Source organism: Collinsella sp. LCP19S3_C9 (genome assembly GCF_052121575.1).
Lineage (GTDB): Bacteria > Actinomycetota > Coriobacteriia > Coriobacteriales > Coriobacteriaceae > Collinsella.
On sequence record NZ_JBQKDZ010000005.1, the window covers coordinates 85,308 to 103,107 of the forward strand.

Genomic DNA, 17,800 nt, shown 5'->3' on the forward strand with positions numbered 1-17,800 from the left:
ATTCCTTCGGGAGGCTTGTATGAGTCCCATCCAAATCGCCCTGCTGCTGCTCGCCGTTGCCGGCGTGTGGGCTGTCATCGAGCTCGCGCTCACGCTGCGAAAGACCCGCACTGTCGTTGATTCGCTCGACAAGACGGTGAGCGACCTTAACAACACCATCGCCGAGGCTCAGCCCGTGGTAGCAAAGCTCGATGGCGCCGTCGATGAGCTCACCCCCGCGCTGGCGCAGGTTGAGCCGCTCCTCAAGTCGAGCAAGACCGCCGTCGACGCTCTTACCTCCAATCTCGTAGAGGTCGAAGCCGTGGTTCGCGACATTTCCGAGGTTACGGGCAGCATGGCCGAAGCCAGCAATGCTGTGTCGAGTGTGACCGACTCTGCGGCCGGTGCCGTTCAGAAATTCTTTAACAAGGTGAAGGCCCCCGCGGTCGAGGCCGAGCATAATCTTTCCGCTGCCGCCGAAGCCGAGCAGCCGACCGAGCGTGTCCTGATTGGCGAAGCCGGGGACGATGCCGCTGCTGGTGACGATGATGCACAGAAGCCTGCTGCTAAAGCAGCCCGGTATTACACTTACACGCCCGCCGAGACCTCCGAGGAGTCCTGCGATGAGTAGTGAAGCAACTTGCTCTATCACGCTGACTGTTGCCGGGGATCCGCGTCTTGCACGCCTGGTGCGCATGACGGCGGCTAATGTCGGCGCGCTGTGTTCCATGTCCGTCGATCGCATCGAGGACATTCGTATGGCTGCCGAGGAGGCCTTCATCTTTGGCTGCACGGCCGTTGATTCTGACGTTATCTCGATCAAATTCGATGTCGATGAGTCTCACGTGGGCATGACCTTCACCTTTGGCGACCAGGCGACTGTCGATGAGGATGACCAGGCCGCCGTATATGCCGAGCTCATTCTGGCAAGCGTGTGCGATTCCTACGAAAAGACTGCGGCGCCTCTGACGCTTTCCCTCGATCTCAAGGCGGATATCTAATATGACCGAACGTTCCCGGAGCGGTAAGACCGCTTGGGACAAGGAGAAAACCCGCGAGCTGTTTCGTCGCTACAAAGAGACCGGTGATCCGGACGCCCGCGAGCAGCTCGTCATGTCCCATATGAACCTGGTAAGGTTTCTTGCCAACAAATTTAAGAATCGCGGCGAGCCGCTCGACGACCTCATGCAGGTCGGCTATCTGGGTTTGCTCAAGGCTATCGACCGCTTTGACCCCGAGCGCGGACTTGAGTTCACCACGTTCGCCACGCCCACCATCTTGGGTGAGATCAAGCGTCACTTCCGCGACAAGGGTTGGAGTGTGCGCGTTCCGCGTCGCCTACAGGAGCTCTCTGCCAAGGTTAACCAGGCCACCGACAAGCTCACTAACGAGCTGCAGCGCTCGCCTAAGGTTGAGGAAATCGCTGAGTACCTAGACGTGACCGTTGACGAGGTGCTGGAGGCCATGGAATCGTCCTCGGCCTATACCTCGGTGCCCATCGAGGCCCCCGGTGCGTCCGATTCTGACGACGCGCCTTCAATTCTCGACCGTTACGCCGACGATGACAACGAGCTCGACTTCACCGATGACCGCCTGGTGATTGAGGAGGCCATCCGCGATTTCTCGCCGCGCGAGCGCGAGGTTATCGAGCTGCGTTTCGTAAAGGGCATGACCCAGATCGAGATCGCCAAGAAGCTGGGCATCTCGCAGGTGCAGGTCTCGCGCCTGCTGCGCCGTACCCTTAAGAAGGTTCAGGATAAGATCGACCCCGACGGAGTGATGGTTCGTTCATGAGTGAACACCCCCAACAAACCGATCGCGCGCTGCGCGATACCCGTATTCTGACGCTTCGCATTTGGGCCGTCGTCGGTTGCATTGCCATCGCCGCCGTCATCTTTAACCTTATGGGTATCTTGGCGCCGGTTATCGAGTTTCTAGCTGTTGGTTCCATCATCGCTTTTGTGATGTCGCCGATCACTAACTGGCTTGAGCATCACGGCGTTAACCGTGGCATTGGTTCGCTCATCGCGCTTATTGTGGTCGTTGCTGTGCTCGTCGGTGTCGTTTGCATCTTGTCGCCGATTCTCTTTGGTCAGATCATGGAAGTCCTGAGCCGCCTGCCTGAGCAGCTTCGTGTTGCGGGCGGTGATCTCAACGAGATGGTCTCGCATGCCAAGACGCTCAACAATACGCCGCTCAAAGAGTATCTGGACGATAATCTTTCTTCGCTGGTTACCGTGGCGTCCAAGTATGTGTCTCAGATTGCCGCTGAGCTTGGTCGCGGTGTATTCCCGTTCATTACCAATACGGCCTCGCAGCTGTTCGTCATCTTCCTCGGTCTGGTGCTTGCCTATTGGCTGGCCTGCGACTATCCCCGTATGCACCACGAGGTCTGCACCATCATTGGTCAGGAAAAGGAGACCTCCTACCGCTTTATGGTCGCGATTCTTTCGCGCTCGGTCGGCGGCTATATGCGTGGCATGGTCGTGACGTCCATCTGCGGTGGCATCCTCGCCTTTATCGGCTTTACGCTCATTGGCCATCCCTACGCGGCGCTCATGGCCATCTTTACGGGCATTATGCACTTGGTCCCGGTTGTTGGCCCCTGGGTGAGCGCGGCGATCGCCACGGTGCTCGGCTTTATGTTCAGCCCGATGCTGGCTTTGTGGACCTTGATCGTGACCATGGTGGCACAAAATGTCACCGACAACGTCATTTCGCCTAAAGTCATGCAGAGCTCGGTGCAGGTGCATCCCATCATGAGCCTGACGGCACTCGTTATCGGTTCGGCGCTTATGGGCGCCATCGGCATGGTTATCGCCATTCCGCTGTGCGCGGCCCTCAAGGGCATTTTCGTTTACTACTTTGAGAACGAGACCGGCCGCCAGCTCGTGGCATACGACGGCGCCGTGTTTAAGGGCACGCCGTATCGCGATGCCGAGGGTAACGCGGTTGCCGCCTACGATGCGCTTGGAGACGATACATTCATCTATGAGTCCGAGCTCATCGGTAACGAGACTGCGCCCGAGGCCCAGGCCATGCCCAGGCCCGAGCTCGATAACCCCTGGATCAAGCTCTCGGGCCTTCAGCCCGATGCTACGGGCTTTTTCAAGAATCCCTTCGCCAAGGACGACGATTCCAACTCGGACGACGACACCAATACCGGCATCGACGGTTCCATGGACGATGATGAGCAGTAAGCCATTTCAAGTTCAAGTTCATAGGCAATAACGTGCAAATTCGCTGGAGGGTCGCTGTTTGGCGGCCCTCTTTTTTGCACAGGCGCGGTGGGATGGTAATATCGTTACGTTTGAACTGTTTCGATGTGAAACCGAGGAGATTCCCTCTATGAGTGCTGACTACCCGTCAATGACTACGGCTGAGATTCGCTCCAAGTTCCTCAACTTCTTTGAGGAGCGCGGTCTTAAGCTCTATCCTTCTTCGTCCCTCGTCCCCGACGATCCTTCGCTGCTGCTTGCCAACGCCGGCATGAACCAGTTTAAGGAGTATTACCAGGGCAAGAAGACCATGAAGGAGATCGGCGCTATCTCCTGCCAGAAGTGCGTCCGCACCAACGACATCGACTGCATCGGCGAGGATGGCCGTCACCTGTCCTTCTTTGAGATGCTCGGCGACTTCTCCTTTGGCGGCGTCTCCAAGCAGCAGGCCTGCGCTTGGGCCTTTGAGCTCATCACCAAGGAGTTCAAGCTGCCGCTCGACCGCCTGTACTTCACCGTCTTTACCGAGGACGACGAGACCCATGACGTGTGGCGCTCTCTGGGCGTTGCCGAGGATCACATCTCGCGTCTGGGCGAGGACGACAACTTCTGGGCCGCCGGCCCCACCGGCCCCTGCGGTCCGTGCTCCGAGATCTACTTTGACATGGGCGAGGAGGTCGGCTGCGGCAGCCCCGACTGCAAGCCCGGCTGCGACTGCGACCGCTTCCTGGAGTTCTGGAACCTCGTGTTTACCCAGTACGACCGCCAGGAGGACGGCTCCATGCCGGAGCTGCCGCACCGCAACCTCGATACGGGCATGGGTCTGGAGCGCATGGCCGCTATCATGCAGCACAAGACCGCCAACTACGACGGCGATCTGATGCAGCACCTCATCAAGCTGGGCGAGGAGATCAGCGGCAAGACCTATGACGCCGACGATTACTCCGGTGCCAGCCGCTCGCTGCGTATCATCGCCGATCACTCCCGTGCCGTCGACTTTATGATCTCTGACGGCATCCTCCCCGGTAACGAGGGCCGCGAGTACGTCCTTCGCCGCCTGCTCCGCCGCGCCGTGTTCCACGGTCGCCTGCTGGGTATCGAGGGCGCCTTCCTGACCAAGTTTATCGATGAGGTCAACGCTCAGATGGGTGAGGCCTACCCCGAGCTGCTCAAGAACGTCGCGCTCGTCAAGGGTATCGTCGCCTCCGAGGAGGAGCGCTTCTCCACGACGCTCGACAACGGCCGCGTTTACCTGGACGAGGCCCTGGCCGCGCTTGCCGAGGGCGCCGTGCTTCCGGGCGACGTTGCCTTTAAGCTGCACGACACCTTTGGTTTCCCCATCGACCTGACCGTCGAGATCGCCGGCACCGCTGGCCACGACGTCGACATGGACGGCTTTACCGCCTGCATGGAGGACCAGAAGGCCCGCGCCCGCGCCAACGCCAAGGGCGACGCCTGGGGTAGCTTCAACGACGTGTGGGTCGAGCTTTCCGACAAAGTTTCCGCGACTGAGTTCGACGGCTATGACAACGATGTGATCGAGGGTGCCAAGGTTGTCGCCATCGTGCGCAACGGTGAGTCCGTCGAGTCCGCTGCCGCCGGCGAGGACGTCGAGGTCGTGCTCGACCGCACCCCGTTCTATGCCGAGATGGGTGGCCAGCAGGGCGACGCCGGCGAGCTTTGTGCCGAGGGCGTTGCGCTGACGGTTTCCGATACCAAGAACCACAACGGCCTGTATGCTCACGTCGCCCATGTTGCCGAGGGCACGCTGACCGTCGGCGCCACCGTGACCGCCGCGCTCGACGCCGAGCGTCGTGGCTTCCTGCGCCGCAACCACACCGCCACGCACCTGCTCGACGCCGCGCTTAAGCAGGTCCTGGGCGCGCATGTCTCCCAGGCCGGCTCGCTGGTGACGCCCGAGCACCTGCGCTTTGACTTCACGCACTTCGAGGCCCTGTCCTCCGAGCAGCTCAAGGCTGTCGAGGACCTGGTCAACCACCAGATCTTCGCTTCCAAGCCGGTCGTTACCCGCGTTATGGGCATCGATGAGGCCAAGGCCGCCGGCGCTGTCGCCCTCTTTGGCGAGAAGTACGGCGACGTTGTCCGCGTTGTCTCCGTGGGCGCCGAGGACCAGCCGTTCTCCCGTGAGCTTTGCGGTGGCACCCATGCCGCCAACACCGCCGAGATCGGTCTGTTCAAGATCATTTCCGAGTCCTCCACGGGCTCCAACGTCCGCCGTATCGAGGCCGTGACCTCTAAGGGTGCCCTCGACTACATGGCCGACCGCCTGGCACTCGTTGACGCCGCTGCCGCTGCGCTCAAGTGCCGCGTCGACGAGGTTCCCGCTCGTGTGGAGAACCTGCAGGCCGAGCTGCGCGAGACGTCCAATAAGCTCAAGAAGGCCCTGACCGGTGGCTCCTCCGACGCTATCTCCAGCGCCATCGAGGGCGCCGTCGAGCTTGATGGCTACAAGCTCGTCGTCGCTGAGCTCCAGGGTCTCGAGGCCGCCGACCTGCGCAACGTTTGGGATACCGTGCACCAGAAGGTCGCCGGCCCTGTCGCCTGCGTCGTCGCCAGCGTGACCGAGAAGGGCACCCCGGTGCTGCTCGCCGCCGGCTCCGATGACGCCGTCAAGGCCGGTTTCCACGCCGGCAACGTGATCAAGCAGATCGCGGGCCTGGTCGACGGTCGCGGTGGCGGCCGTCCCAACATGGCCCAGGCCGGTGGCAAGAACGCCGCCGGTATCGCCGATGCCCTCGCGGCCGCTAAGACCGCGCTGGGCGCCTAAGAACCGAAGTAGTCGCTGTGGTCGCGCTCGCACTGGACATAGGGGAGACCAGGATTGGCATTGCCGTCTCGAGCCGTGATGGCAAGATGGCGATGCCTGTCAAGGTACTCCCGGCCGCCGAGGTCACCGGTATGGCCAAGACGTTCCGTTACCTGGTCGAGGACTATGAGCCCGACATCCTGGTAAGCGGACGTCCCTTGACCATGGCCGGCGAGCCCGGCCCTCAAGCCGAGCGCGTTGCCGCCGTGGCACAAAAGATCGCCGACGAGCTTGATCTTCCGCTCGAGTTTGAGGATGAGCGTCTGTCCTCGCAAGAGGCAAAGCGTATCTTGCGCGAGCAGGGCCTCAACGAAAAGCAGATGAGGGGCAAGATTGACATGATTGCCGCCAGCCTGTTTTTGCAGACGTGGCTCGATCGTAAAAACGAGGAGGTTTCGCATGCCTAGCGCTTCCGATCCGCGCCAGCCGAATCGTACACGTCAGCCCGAGTCGCGCCCTGCCCAGCCTGGCCAGCGTCCGGCACAGCCGACGCAGCGCGCAGCTCAGCCTGGCGCGCGCCCGGTGCAGTCCTTCGCTCGTTCGGCCCAACCTGCTCAAAGGACGGGTCAGCAGCCTTCTGCTCGTTCGGTTCAGCATCCGGCTTCTCGCGCGGCTCAGCAGCCCACTGCTCGTACGGCCCAGCCTGCAGGCGGTACCCGCTTTAAGCAGCAGGCACCTGTCCGGCGAACGCAGGCTACCCAATCTCATTCGCATCATGCTCGCGGTTTGCATGGCGTTGCTCCGGCGACCCGCTCGAGCTACGACACGCGTGCTCGACGCGGTGCTCAAAAGAAGAGTTCTCCGGTTCCCATGATCATCGGCGTTGTGGTGGCGGTGCTCGCGCTTGCTGCGATCGCTTTCTTTGTCGTGCCGGCCGTCAAGGGTTTCTTTGCCGGTGAGGATACGAAGGTTACGGCTGGTCAGCAGGTTACGGTGACCATTCCCGACGGTGCTTCGGGCGACACCATCGCCTCGATCCTCTCCGAGAACCATATCGTCGAAAATCCCAAGGATTACTATGCGGCGGTCAAAAAGCTTAATGCCGATATGTCGCTCAAGCCTGGTACCTATTCGTTCACCACATTCATGGATGCGACCAAGGTTGTTCAGCAGCTCATGGAAGGCCCCAATGCGGGCTCCAATGCGCTTACTATTCCCGAGGGTCTAACGGTCGATCAAGTCGCCGACCGTGTGGCCCAGGCCTACGACAGCATCTCTAAGGAGGACTTCCTCAACCAGGCCAAGGCCTCCAACTACGTGGACGACTATAGCTTCCTTAAGGGCGCCGCCAACGATTCGCTCGAGGGTTTTCTGTTCCCCAAGACCTATTCGCTGGGCAAGGACCCGAGCGCCGATGACGTTATCCGCGCCATGCTCGATCAGTTCAACACCGAGTACAAGTCTCTCGATTTTGCCGGGTGCGAGGCCAAGATCAAAGAGCGTTACGGCGTGGAGATGTCCGATTACGACATCATCAATCTCGCTTCCATCGTTGAGCGCGAGGGTCTCAACGCCGAGCAGCGCGCACATGTCGCCTCGGTCTTCTACAACCGCCTTGCCGGCAAGCTCGACGGTCTGCGTTATCTCAACAGCGATGCGACCATGATGTATGTCACCGGTGGCGAGGTTTCCGCCGACGACCTGCAGAGCGATAGTCTGTATAACACCTATAAGCACGAGGGTCTGCCACCCACGCCCATCTGCTCCCCGTCGCTCGAGGCACTCAAGGCCACGCTTGAGCCGACCGACTCCGATGACCTGTATTTCTACATTACGCAGGACGAGGAGTACTTCTCGCAAACCTACGAAGAGCACCAACAGTCTTGGAATTAAACATGAGGATTTTCAGCCCCAAACGATATGTTGCATCCGTCGACCGCATCGACCTTGATACCCTGTGGGCCGACGGCAAACGCGCCATTCTGCTCGATCGCGATAACACCCTGGTGCCGCGTGACACCGAGCAGGTTCCCGCCGCGGTTTCCGCTTGGCTCGATGCCGCCCGCGCCAAAGGCTTTAAGCTGTGCATGGTGTCTAACAACTGGCATCGCGACCAGGTCATGAGCTCGGCACGCGAGCTGGGACTCGAGGCCATTAGCCACGCCATGAAGCCGGCTCCGTTTGCCCTCAAGGCGGGTCTTAAGCGCCTCGGCGCCACGGCCGACGAGGCGGTGCTGATCGGTGATCAGCTCTACACGGACGTGTGGAGCGGCAATTTCGCCGGCGTCGATACCATCTTGGTAAAGCCGCAGGCCACTCAGGACCTGTGGTATACGCAGATCTTCCGTATCTTTGAGCGCCGGGCCCTGCGCGACCTTCCCTGCGAGGAATAGGTCTCGCTATGTCCCAGCACACCAAACACGGCTGCGACCATATCTTCTTTATCGGCTTTTTGGGCGCGGGCAAATCGACGCTTGCGCGCAACGTGGGCACTATGTTCAAACGTCGCTTTATCGATACCGACCGCCTTGTCGTGCGTCGTTGCGGTAAATCGGTGACCGAGATTTTTGAGACCGAGGGGGAGGAACGTTTTCGCGAGCTCGAGACCTCGGCGCTCCGTTCGCTCCAAAGCGAGCGCAGCCTGCTGGTTTCCTGCGGCGGAGGTATCGTCGAGACTCCGGTGAATATTGAGCTTATGCACCAGATGGGTATCTGTGTGTATCTCGAAGGCGACTTTGAGGATTCGATTCGCCAGATTCGTCGGTCCGACACGCGTCCCGATTTCCGTTCGCCCGAGCATGCCGCGCGCCTGTTTGAGCATCGCCGTCCGCTATATCGCCAGGCCGCCGATATTACTCTTGATATTCGCAACAAGTCCTTCGAGGACGTTTCCTACCTTTGTGCCGAGATGCTTTTGGAGCGTGGGCTGCTATGATTCGCCGTCAACTGATCAATTTCCAAAACCGCAGTGTCGATGTCCGCGTCGGATTGGGCGCGTTCGAGGAGCTGTCGCGCATGTTTGCCTCGGCTGTGGGCAAGACTAAGCGCGCGTTGGTGGTTTGGAACGACGCCACGTCAGAGCGTTTTGGCGAGGTCGTCGAGCATGCGCTGGTTGATGCCGGTTTTGTCGTGTCGCAGCTCCCACTCGAGATTTCGCCTGCTGGTGCTACGCTGGCCGATGCCGATGCAATCTTTGGCGCCCTATCTGTCAACGGCATTACCTGCGACGATCTGGTTGTCGCCGTTGGTGATGCCGCAACCTGCTCGGTTGTTAGCTGGTGCGCCAACCAGTGGTGCGGTCGCACCGAGTGCGCCTTGCTGCCGACAACGTTCGACGCCATGCTCACGGTCGCGACGACCATGAAGCCGCTCGTCGCCTCGTCGTCGAATGCACTTCCCGCTATCGCGTTCCGTCCCGAATCGGGCTTGGTCGTGTGTGACCTCGACCTTGTTCGCGAGGCGGACCCCGAGGATCTCAAGCTCGGCTATGTGGTGCTTGTTGGCACCATGCTTTCGAGCAGCAAGTCCCGCTGGAATCAGTTTACCGAGACTGTTCCCGAGATTCTTTCCGGCGAGGAGGTCGCGCTCGTCAATGCTGTGCAGTGGTCCCAGACCGCGCGCAAAGACGTGCTCATGGCCACGAACCCCAGTGCTCGCCATGCACTCGATTTTGGTAAGACAGGGGAGCGCACCCTTCGCGCCTGCCTGGGCGAGGCCGCGGATAACGTTCCCGCATACCAGCTCCTTTCCGAGGGTATGCGCTTTGAGGCGCGCCTAGCACATGATGCCTGCGACTTCGATATCGACAATGTGTTTGATCTCGACGATTGCCTGGAGGACTTTGGCATCGAAGAGCTTGCCTTCGACTTGGAGCCCACCGCGTTTATCGAGGAGTTCCGCAAGCAGCAGTTTGCCCGCTCAAACCGCAGCATGCTGCCGCTGCCCGCGGCGCTCGGCGCCATTCGCCTGACAAATGTCGAGGACGAGATTCTCGAACGCCATGCGCAGGCGTATCTGGCTTCTCGCAAGGAACTTTTTTAACTTTATTGACATCCATCGTCTTTCGTATCATTTTGAGGGACGGGTTTTCAATCGGTTGCGAATCGCTTGTGGTTCGGCTATTCGTTTGAAGCCCGTCCTGCTCTTTTTGAGGACAATAAGAAAGGAATCTGAATGTCTGAGTTTGCTGCCGGTCCTTCCGGTCGTATCGAGCGTGTCCGTGCCCTGATGGTCGAGCGCGGCTACGATGCTATCGTCGTGCGCGATGAGGCCAACCTCCGTTGGCTCACGGGTGTGAAGGGCGTCTTCGATTACACCTTCGAGTTTCCGCACGCCGCATTTATTACGGCCGATCAGTGCCTGTTCCATACCGACTCGCGCTATCTCAACAGCTTTGAGGAGAACACGCCCGCCGGCAGCCCCTGGGTCTACGACATGGACGAGGGCACCATCCCCGGTTGGGTTGCCGACAAGATCGCGGCCAACAAGTGTCGTGTCTGCGCCGTCGAGGATGACATGCAGATTAACTTTTACCAGGGTATTCAGCGTGGTCTTGAGGATCGCTCCGTCGCCTGCATGCTGCCGCTGATGCATGACGACATTCGTAAGATGCGCGCCATCAAGGACGCCGAGGAGATCGAGCTCATGCGACACGCGCAGTCGATCACCGATGCCGCCTTCCAGCACATGCTCGGCTTTATTAAGCCCGGTATGACCGAGAAGCAGGTTCGCAACGAGCTCGAGAACTTTATGTTCGCCAACGGTGCCGACAGCTTGGCCTTTGGCTCCATCGTCGCGAGCGGTCCCAACACCGCCAACCCGCATGCCGTCCCGAGCGACCGTGTCATCGAGAAGGGCGATTTCGTCCTCATGGATTATGGCGCGGGCTACTGCGACTATCGCTCCGATATGACGCGTACCGTCGTGATGGGCGAGCCCACGCAGGAACAGCTCGACCTGTACGAGCTCGTGCGCCGCACCCACGAGGAGTGCGTCGCCGCTATCCATCCGGGCGTCGAGGGTAACGATATCTTCAAGCTTTCCAAGAAGATCATCGGCGATGCCGGTTATGGCGATTACTACAACCATGGCCTGGGCCATGGTGTCGGTATCGACATCCACGAGCTGCCCAACTTCAACCGCAGCAAGAACATCATCGAGGTCGGCTCGGTTGTCACCATGGAGCCCGGCGTCTACCTGCCCGGCGTGGGCGGCGTGCGCTTGGAGGATTACGGTGTTGTCACCGAGAACGGCTATGAGCCCTTCACTAAGACCCCGCACGACTTGCACGTCATCGACTGCTAAGACATTCAGTTCGATTTTGGAAGCGGGGCGTCCGAAATGATTCGGGCGCCCCGCGTTCTCTTTTTATGCGCTCGCCGCAGGCGCCGCCTGCAAGTGTATAATTTCGCTCGTATGTAATTTGGACGCTTGTGCGTTCTACCCATAACAAGAAAGGTCGCTATGCCTACCATTTCTACCGCCGACTTCAAGAACGGCCTCGGTCTCCGCATTAAGGACAAGGTCTACACCATCGTCGAGTTCCAGCACGTCAAGCCGGGCAAGGGCGGTGCTTTTGTGCGCTACAAGACCCGCGATATCAAGAGCGGTCGTGTCGTCGAGAACACCTGCAACGCCGGTACCAAGTTCGAGAGCGTCATGCTCACCACCCGTGAGTTCCAGTACCTCTACAACGACGGCGCCGACTACATCTTCATGGACAACGAGTCCTACGAGCAGGTTCCCGTTCCCGAGGACATGGTGGGCGAGAACTCCAAGTGGCTGCGCGAGAACGACACCTGCCAGTTGCTCTTCGCCGACGACGAGCTCATGGGCGTGACCCCGCCGATGTTCATCGAGACCACCATCGTCCAGACCGACCCGGGCTTTAAGGGCGACACCGTTCAGGGTTCCACCAAGCCGGCCACCATCGACACCGGTGCTGTCATCCAGGTCCCTATGTACCTCAACGAGGGCGAGGTCATCAAGGTTGACACCCGCGACGGCAAGTTCGTCTCCCGCGTCTAGCAACCAACTCTTCTAGGAGGACTCATGCCCCAGGAAATCAAGATTGACGGCATCGGTATTTCGCCCGATGTTCTGACCGCCATCGTCTCGCGCGCCGTCACGGATGTCGAGGGCATCGCCTCCGTGGGCGTCAAGGACCTTGCCACCAACCTTGTCTCCATGATGTTTTCGTCCAAGTCCCCGGCTTCCGATCCGGCGGTAGAGGCCGAGGTCATCGGCGACAAGCTCGCACTCACCGTGCGCGTCGTGGTGTTCTTTGGCTATCCGTTCAAGAAACTCGCCGAGGCCGTTCGCTCCGCCGTGGTCGCAGCTATCGATGCCCAGGTAGGCGTCGAGGTCGAGCGCGTTGACGTTTGCATCGACGGCCTCGTTTTCCCCAAGGAGTAACCTTTGAGCCTTAAGGTTTATCGCGGGCGTACGCTTGCCCGCAGTCAGGCGCTGCAGCTGCTGTTCCAGGCCGAGGCGACGGACAGCCCGCTCGAGCGCGTCCTCGAGGGCGATTTCCTGATCTCGAAGGGTCCCCTCGACCCCTACGCTCTGGAGCTGTGCCGCGGTGCCTACGAGTATATCGACCGCATCGACTGCGCCCTGCGCTCCATCGCCAAGAACTGGGATCTTATGCGCATGCCCGGCGCCGATCGCAATTTGCTGCGTATCGCCGTCTATGAGATGCGCTTCCTCACCGACGAGGAGGTCTCGGACGCCATCGTGATCAACGAGGCTGTAGAGCTTGCCAAGGCCTATGGCACCGACCAGTCCGCGTCGTTTGTCAACGGCGTGCTGGGCAAGATCGCGCGTAGCGAGGAGCTACCGGGCGAGGACCTGTATCAGGAGCTGCTGGCCGAGGACCGCGCCCGCGAGGAGGCCCAGGCCGCCGAGGCTGCCGCCAAGGTTGCCGCCGCTCAGGCTGCGGCCGACGTTCTCGACGAGGGTGCCGAGGTCGCCGAGGCCGAGAACGGTACCGTCGAGGAGTAGCCATGCCAGAGGGTTCCGTCCGCAACTTCGACGAGATCTCGGACCGCTTGGACCAGATCATCGCTACCGTTCGCTCCAAGGATACGTCCTTGGAGCGTTCGCTCGATTTGTTTGACGAGGCGATCGAACTTGGCTCCCGTGCGGTCGATATGGTCGACAAGTTTGAGTTGACGCCTCGTGAGGCCGATAAGCTCGAGCAGGAATACGATGAGGATGCGGCAAACGAATCCCAGGATAGCCAGGCCGCGTCTCCGGATACGAATGGTTGATGGCATTCATGAAACGCGTGCGTCTCGATGACGAACTGATTTCACAGGGCATCTGCGCCGACCGCGCGGATGCCCTTCGCACTCTTATGGCCGGCTTGGTCTCGAGTGGCGGCGAGCGTTTGACCTCGCCGGGCCTTAAGGTGACGCCCGGTCTGCCCCTGCACGTGAAGGGCCGTATTCCCTACGTGGGGCGCGGCGGGCTCAAGCTCGAGGGCGCGCTCGATGCGTTTGGGATCGATCCCCTGGGACTTGCTTGCCTCGATGTGGGTTGCTCCACGGGCGGCTTTACCGATTGCCTGCTCAAGCGTGGCGCCGCAACGGTCGTTTCGGTCGATGTGGGTCGCGCTCAGTTTGATTGGTCGCTGCGCCAAGACGAGCGCGTGAGGCTCCATGAGCGCACCAACGTGACACAACTGCCCGAGCTTGGCTACGGCGGCGCTATCGACTTGGCTGTCTGCGATGTGTCGTTTACGAGTATCGCGCATATCATCGACGCCGTGTTGGCGTGCCTGAAGCCTTCGGGTTCGTTCTGCACGCTCGTAAAGCCGCAGTTTGAGGCGCCGGCTGCGCTGGTGGGCGAGGGCGGTATCGTGACCGACCCCTCCGTCCGCCGCGATACGCTTGTGGCGGCGATTGAGCTCTTTGCCGCCAAGGGCCTGTTCCCGCTCGACGTGTGCGTGTCACCCATCCATGGCGCCAAGGGCAACGTCGAATTTTTCCTGTACGGCACGAGGTTTGCCTCTGGCGAGCGTGCCGACGATGAGCTGCAATCACAGGTAACGGCTTTGAGCGAGAAAGCTGCAACGCTATGAAGGTCTTTCTGGTTCCCAATTACTACAAGCAAGAGGCGGTCGAGAGCGGCCTAATGCTCGAGCTTTGGCTTTCGCGCCAGGGCTACGAGGTCGCATGGGCTGCCGATCAGCGTTCCAAGATCCAGCGTGCGCCCGATGTTGACGATGCCGACCTGGTCATTACGCTCGGCGGCGACGGCACGCTGTTGCGTGCCGCCCGCATTCTCAACTACCGCGAGATCCCCATTCTGGGCCTTTCCTATGGTCATTTGGGTTTTTTGACGGCTGCGAGCCCCGAGGATCGCGATATTTTGCAGGTCGTGAGCGATGCCCTTTCCGGTGAGCTCCATGTGAGTCGCCGCGCCACCCTCGCCGCGGATATCGTTTCGGTGCGCGAAGATGGCACGAAGGATGTCGTGCGCACGTTTGCCCTTAACGATATGGCGCTTACGCGCGGGCCCCTGTCCGATATGGTTGAGTTCGACATCACGGTGTCCGGCCATCATATCGACCGCCTGCGCGGTGACGGCGTCGTCGTTTCGACAGCGACCGGTTCCACCGGCTACGCGCTTTCCGCCGGCGGCCCCATCGTCAGTCCCGATTACACGGGCATGGTTTGCGTGCCCATCGCCCCACATACCATTCAGGCTCGCGCCTTTTTGACCTCGCCAAGCGATGTCGTCGAGATTTTTATGTCCGATGACCGCCCGAGCGTGCCTGCGATCGCCATCGATGGACAGTTTATTACCTGCGATGGCACGGTCGAGAGCGTGGCCGTGCGTCGCGGTCCCGGCGATGTTCTGCTGCTGGATTACGGCCCCGAGAGCTTCTATAACTCGGTGAGCCGCGTGTTCTACGGAGTGCGTCATGATCGATGAGCTGCAGGTTTCCAACATTGCCCTCATTCGCGAGGCGACGTTGGTTCCGAGCGCGGGCTTAACGGTTCTGACCGGAGAAACCGGCGCCGGTAAGACTGCGTTGCTCTCGGCGCTTAAACTCATTCTGGGCGAGCGCGCGGATTCGTCGACGGTGCGCGAGGGCGAGACGCTTGCCAACGTCGAGGCGCGCCTGTTTGACGGTCCGCACGACACGGAGGGCTTCACCGCGCAGCGCAGCCTTTCTGCCGAGGGCCGTAGCCGCGTAAAAATTGACGGCCGCATCGCCAGCGTGCGTGAGCTTTCGGAGCGCGTCGGCGTGATGATGGATCTTTGCGGCCAGCACGAGCACCAGCGCCTGCTCGACCCTGCGCATCATGTTGCCATGGTCGATGCATGGGCGGGGCGCCCGGCGCTCGAGGCGCTCGATCGCTATCGTGCTTGCCTTAAGGCATCGCGCGCGGCTGCCAAAGAGGTCCGTCGCGTCGAAGAGGCCTCACGCGCGCAGGGGAGTCGTGTCGAGGAAGCGCGTTTCGCTCTGGAGCGTATCGCCGAGGTCGACCCCAAGCCGGGTGAGTATGAGGAGCTCGAGGAGCTGCTGCCGCGCTCCGAGCATGCCGAGGTGCTGGTGGCAACGGCCAACGATGCCCATGCGTCGCTTGCTGCCGAAGGGGGAGCACTCGATGCCGTGAACAGCGCCGTGGCGGAGCTTTCACGCATGGCTACTGTCGATCGCAAGTTGGGTGATATCGCCGATGAGCTTTCGGATGCCTGCATCTCGCTCGAGGATTGTGCCAACGAGCTGCGTGCCTATCGAGATGGGGTCGCCTTCGACCCGTGCGAGCTGGCTCGTATGCGCGAGCGGTATTCCGACCTTAAGGGACTTTTGCGTCAGTGGGGTCCCACCATGGACGACGTGTTTGCTATGCGCGATAGCTCCCGAGAGCTGTTGTCGCTGGTAGACGATGGTGATGAGCAGATCAAGAAGGCGCGCGAGGCGCTTGGCGCGGCGGAGCGCGAACTGTTCGCTGCCGCCAAGGCACTTAAGCGTGCGCGCAATACGGCAGCCCCGCGCTTTTGCCACGAGGTTGGCCGTCAGATGGCGCGCCTGGAGATGGGCGGCGCCGAGCTCGTTTGGGACTCGCGCGATCTTCCGCGCGCCGAGTGGACGCCGGCGGGTCCTTCGAGCTACGAGCTTTTGTATCGTAGCGGTGCCGGATTGACGCCGCGCCCCCTGCGCCGCATTGCGTCCGGTGGCGAGCTGAGCCGTGTCATGTTGGCGAGCAAGGTTGTTTTGGGTAACGCGGACGGCGTGGATACGTTGGTGTTCGACGAGGTCGATGCCGGTGTTGGCGGCTCTACTGCACGCGCCCTTGCGAGCGTTCTGGCAGATCTTGCCGCAACGCATCAGGTGATTGTCGTAACGCACCTGGCACAGGTCGCCGTCATGGCCGACAAACATTACGTGGTGAGCAAAGAGCCCGGCGACGTTCCCCAAACCCATCTGGATGAGGTGGCCGGGGACGCCCGTACCGCAGAGATCGCCCGCATGCTGAGCGGCGATCAATCGGAGGCAAGCTTGGCGCACGCTAAGCAGATGCTCGAGGAAGCGCGTGCTTAGGCCGAGCCGTTACATGTATGTTCGACCCGGCCGCCACGAAACCGGACCATCTACTACGTTTAATAGGCTATCGGCAACCACGCCTTGAATTGCAAAAAGAAAACCGCAGGTAGAACGCCTGCGGTTTTTCTATTTTCGGTATGTGGTTGGGCCATACTGATAAAACGTAGTAGATGGGCCGGTTTCGTGGCGAGTGGCGTTTGTCGGCTCGCCAAAATATCTATTCCACGACCTTATCCGGCTGGATAAGCTCCTCGTAGTAGCTGATGTGCTCTCGGGCGTCCTCGATTTCGGGCAGCAGGAAGTTGTAGATAACCTCGATGATCATCGTGGCGCTGATCTTGGAGAACGCAAAGTCGCCCGTGGTGAGCAGCGCCTCGTGGTTCACGGTATTAAAGGTGTAGTCGGCTAGGCGAGCAAGCGGAGACTTGCTGTCGCTGCTGATGACGACAACGGTGGCACCACAGCCTCGAGCCGCTTTTGCCATGCGATTCAGTCGACGCGACTTGCCAGAGTTCGAGATCAGCACGATAACGTCGCCGGGGCGCAACGTGAGCGCAAAGCCGATTGATGTCTCGCTGATGGTGCTTGACATACAGCGAAGGCCCAGTTGCGAAAACTTAAACGTCGCGTCGAGCGCAACGGCGTTGGTATTACCTACGGCTGCAAACTCGATAGCCCCTGCGTTCTTAAACGCGTGCACGACGGCTGCCAGTGTATCGTGATCAATGCCATCGATGGTCGCATTGAGTTCACTGACCTTTGCGGCGAGGATGTTTTTGAGGCTCTGCTCCATATTATCGAGCGAGACCTCGTCTGTCAGGCCCTCGTTGCGCTGACTCTCCAGATCGCGCGCCAGCGAAAACTGAAAGCTGCGAAAGCTTCCAAAGCCCAGCTTGCGGCAGAAGCGCGAGACGGTGGCCTCGGAGGTTGCGGCGGCGCGCGAGAGTTGCGCGGCTGTTAGGAGCGGTGCCTCGGACTGGTGCTCTAGGATATAGTCGACAATGCGTTGCTCGGACTCGCTGTATCCCTTGTGCGTGCTAATAAGGGAGAGTGCGCTCTTGCTGCTATAGGACATGGATGACTCCTGGTTGGCGTTAAAACCTGTCTTGTTGTGTGCCGCCCTAGTATACGGGGAAATCAATTACAAGATACACCTTGCTGTTTCAATAGTTGATGGTAAACTTTCATCGACCGTTTACGGTTGTGAAAGAACCTTTCACCGGAGAAATAGGCTGGATTGCTTCTCATATAAGCGGTGGCTTGGTATCTTTCAGG

Annotated in this window: 19 protein-coding genes; 18 read left to right on the plus strand and 1 reads right to left on the minus strand. The window is 60.2% G+C overall.

The features are described from left to right. The first annotated feature begins 19 nt into the window (after positions 1 to 19). The 18 genes from ACTQXI_RS03825 (at position 20) to ACTQXI_RS03910 (ending at position 16,522) form a co-directional block, all read left to right on the plus strand. On the plus strand, positions 20 to 610 hold the full coding sequence (locus ACTQXI_RS03825) for a hypothetical protein (RefSeq protein WP_441548351.1): 591 nt from the start codon (positions 20 to 22) through the stop codon (positions 608 to 610). After that, a complete protein-coding gene (locus ACTQXI_RS03830) occupies positions 603 to 980 on the plus strand; it encodes an ATP-binding protein (RefSeq protein WP_154515503.1) in 378 nt (125 codons plus the stop codon). The genes ACTQXI_RS03825 and ACTQXI_RS03830 overlap by 8 nt, the downstream gene beginning before the upstream one ends. 1 nt (position 981) lies before the next feature. Continuing rightward, positions 982 to 1,773, plus strand: a complete 792-nt coding sequence (locus ACTQXI_RS03835) for an RNA polymerase sigma factor SigF (RefSeq protein ID WP_427717298.1) — start codon at positions 982 to 984, stop codon at positions 1,771 to 1,773. After that, complete coding sequence (locus ACTQXI_RS03840; RefSeq protein WP_441548352.1) at positions 1,770 to 3,179, plus strand: AI-2E family transporter; 1,410 nt, start codon at positions 1,770 to 1,772, stop codon at positions 3,177 to 3,179. Before ACTQXI_RS03835 ends, ACTQXI_RS03840 begins: the two co-directional genes overlap by 4 nt. A gap of 148 nt (positions 3,180 to 3,327) precedes the next feature. After that, on the plus strand, positions 3,328 to 5,985 hold the full coding sequence (gene alaS, locus ACTQXI_RS03845; protein ID WP_441048802.1) for an alanine--tRNA ligase: 2,658 nt from the start codon (positions 3,328 to 3,330) through the stop codon (positions 5,983 to 5,985). A gap of 17 nt (positions 5,986 to 6,002) precedes the next feature. After that, a complete protein-coding gene (gene ruvX, locus ACTQXI_RS03850) occupies positions 6,003 to 6,431 on the plus strand; it encodes a Holliday junction resolvase RuvX (protein WP_035138185.1) in 429 nt (142 codons plus the stop codon). After that, the gene (mltG, locus tag ACTQXI_RS03855) at positions 6,424 to 7,857 is read left to right on the plus strand and encodes an endolytic transglycosylase MltG (RefSeq protein ID WP_441048801.1); all 1,434 of its coding nucleotides are present in this window, start codon (positions 6,424 to 6,426) and stop codon (positions 7,855 to 7,857) included. The genes ruvX and mltG overlap by 8 nt, the downstream gene beginning before the upstream one ends. A 2-nt stretch (positions 7,858 to 7,859) precedes the next feature. Further along, positions 7,860 to 8,357, plus strand: a complete 498-nt coding sequence (locus ACTQXI_RS03860; RefSeq protein WP_117646451.1) for a YqeG family HAD IIIA-type phosphatase — start codon at positions 7,860 to 7,862, stop codon at positions 8,355 to 8,357. A gap of 8 nt (positions 8,358 to 8,365) precedes the next feature. Further along, on the plus strand, positions 8,366 to 8,899 hold the full coding sequence (locus tag ACTQXI_RS03865) for a shikimate kinase (protein ID WP_154515515.1): 534 nt from the start codon (positions 8,366 to 8,368) through the stop codon (positions 8,897 to 8,899). Beyond that, positions 8,896 to 10,005, plus strand: coding sequence for a hypothetical protein (locus ACTQXI_RS03870; protein ID WP_441548353.1), 1,110 nt, complete (start codon positions 8,896 to 8,898; stop codon positions 10,003 to 10,005). Before ACTQXI_RS03865 ends, ACTQXI_RS03870 begins: the two co-directional genes overlap by 4 nt. Before the next feature lie 132 nt (positions 10,006 to 10,137). Further along, a complete protein-coding gene (locus ACTQXI_RS03875; protein WP_441048799.1) occupies positions 10,138 to 11,268 on the plus strand; it encodes a M24 family metallopeptidase in 1,131 nt (376 codons plus the stop codon). A 159-nt stretch (positions 11,269 to 11,427) separates the two neighbouring features. Beyond that, complete coding sequence (gene efp / locus ACTQXI_RS03880) at positions 11,428 to 11,991, plus strand: elongation factor P (RefSeq protein WP_154515524.1); 564 nt, start codon at positions 11,428 to 11,430, stop codon at positions 11,989 to 11,991. A gap of 24 nt (positions 11,992 to 12,015) precedes the next feature. After that, complete coding sequence (locus ACTQXI_RS03885) at positions 12,016 to 12,378, plus strand: Asp23/Gls24 family envelope stress response protein (protein WP_427717319.1); 363 nt, start codon at positions 12,016 to 12,018, stop codon at positions 12,376 to 12,378. A gap of 3 nt (positions 12,379 to 12,381) precedes the next feature. Beyond that, complete coding sequence (nusB, locus tag ACTQXI_RS03890; protein ID WP_441048798.1) at positions 12,382 to 12,966, plus strand: transcription antitermination factor NusB; 585 nt, start codon at positions 12,382 to 12,384, stop codon at positions 12,964 to 12,966. A 2-nt stretch (positions 12,967 to 12,968) separates the two neighbouring features. After that, on the plus strand, positions 12,969 to 13,235 hold the full coding sequence (locus ACTQXI_RS03895) for an exodeoxyribonuclease VII small subunit (RefSeq protein WP_154515533.1): 267 nt from the start codon (positions 12,969 to 12,971) through the stop codon (positions 13,233 to 13,235). Between the two features lie 8 nt (positions 13,236 to 13,243). Further along, positions 13,244 to 14,047 carry a TlyA family RNA methyltransferase gene (locus ACTQXI_RS03900; RefSeq protein WP_441048836.1) on the plus strand — a complete coding sequence of 268 codons (804 nt, stop codon included), beginning with the start codon at positions 13,244 to 13,246 and terminating at the stop codon, positions 14,045 to 14,047. After that, on the plus strand, positions 14,044 to 14,904 hold the full coding sequence (locus ACTQXI_RS03905; RefSeq protein WP_427728169.1) for an NAD(+)/NADH kinase: 861 nt from the start codon (positions 14,044 to 14,046) through the stop codon (positions 14,902 to 14,904). Before ACTQXI_RS03900 ends, ACTQXI_RS03905 begins: the two co-directional genes overlap by 4 nt. Beyond that, positions 14,894 to 16,522, plus strand: a complete 1,629-nt coding sequence (locus tag ACTQXI_RS03910; protein ID WP_441048797.1) for a DNA repair protein RecN — start codon at positions 14,894 to 14,896, stop codon at positions 16,520 to 16,522. Before ACTQXI_RS03905 ends, ACTQXI_RS03910 begins: the two co-directional genes overlap by 11 nt. Positions 16,523 to 16,742: 220 nt before the next feature. Here ACTQXI_RS03910 and ACTQXI_RS03915 read toward each other — a convergent pair whose 3' ends face one another. Next, complete coding sequence (locus ACTQXI_RS03915) at positions 16,743 to 17,600, minus strand: MurR/RpiR family transcriptional regulator (RefSeq protein WP_427717331.1); 858 nt, start codon at positions 17,598 to 17,600, stop codon at positions 16,743 to 16,745. Positions 17,601 to 17,800 lie beyond the last annotated feature (200 nt).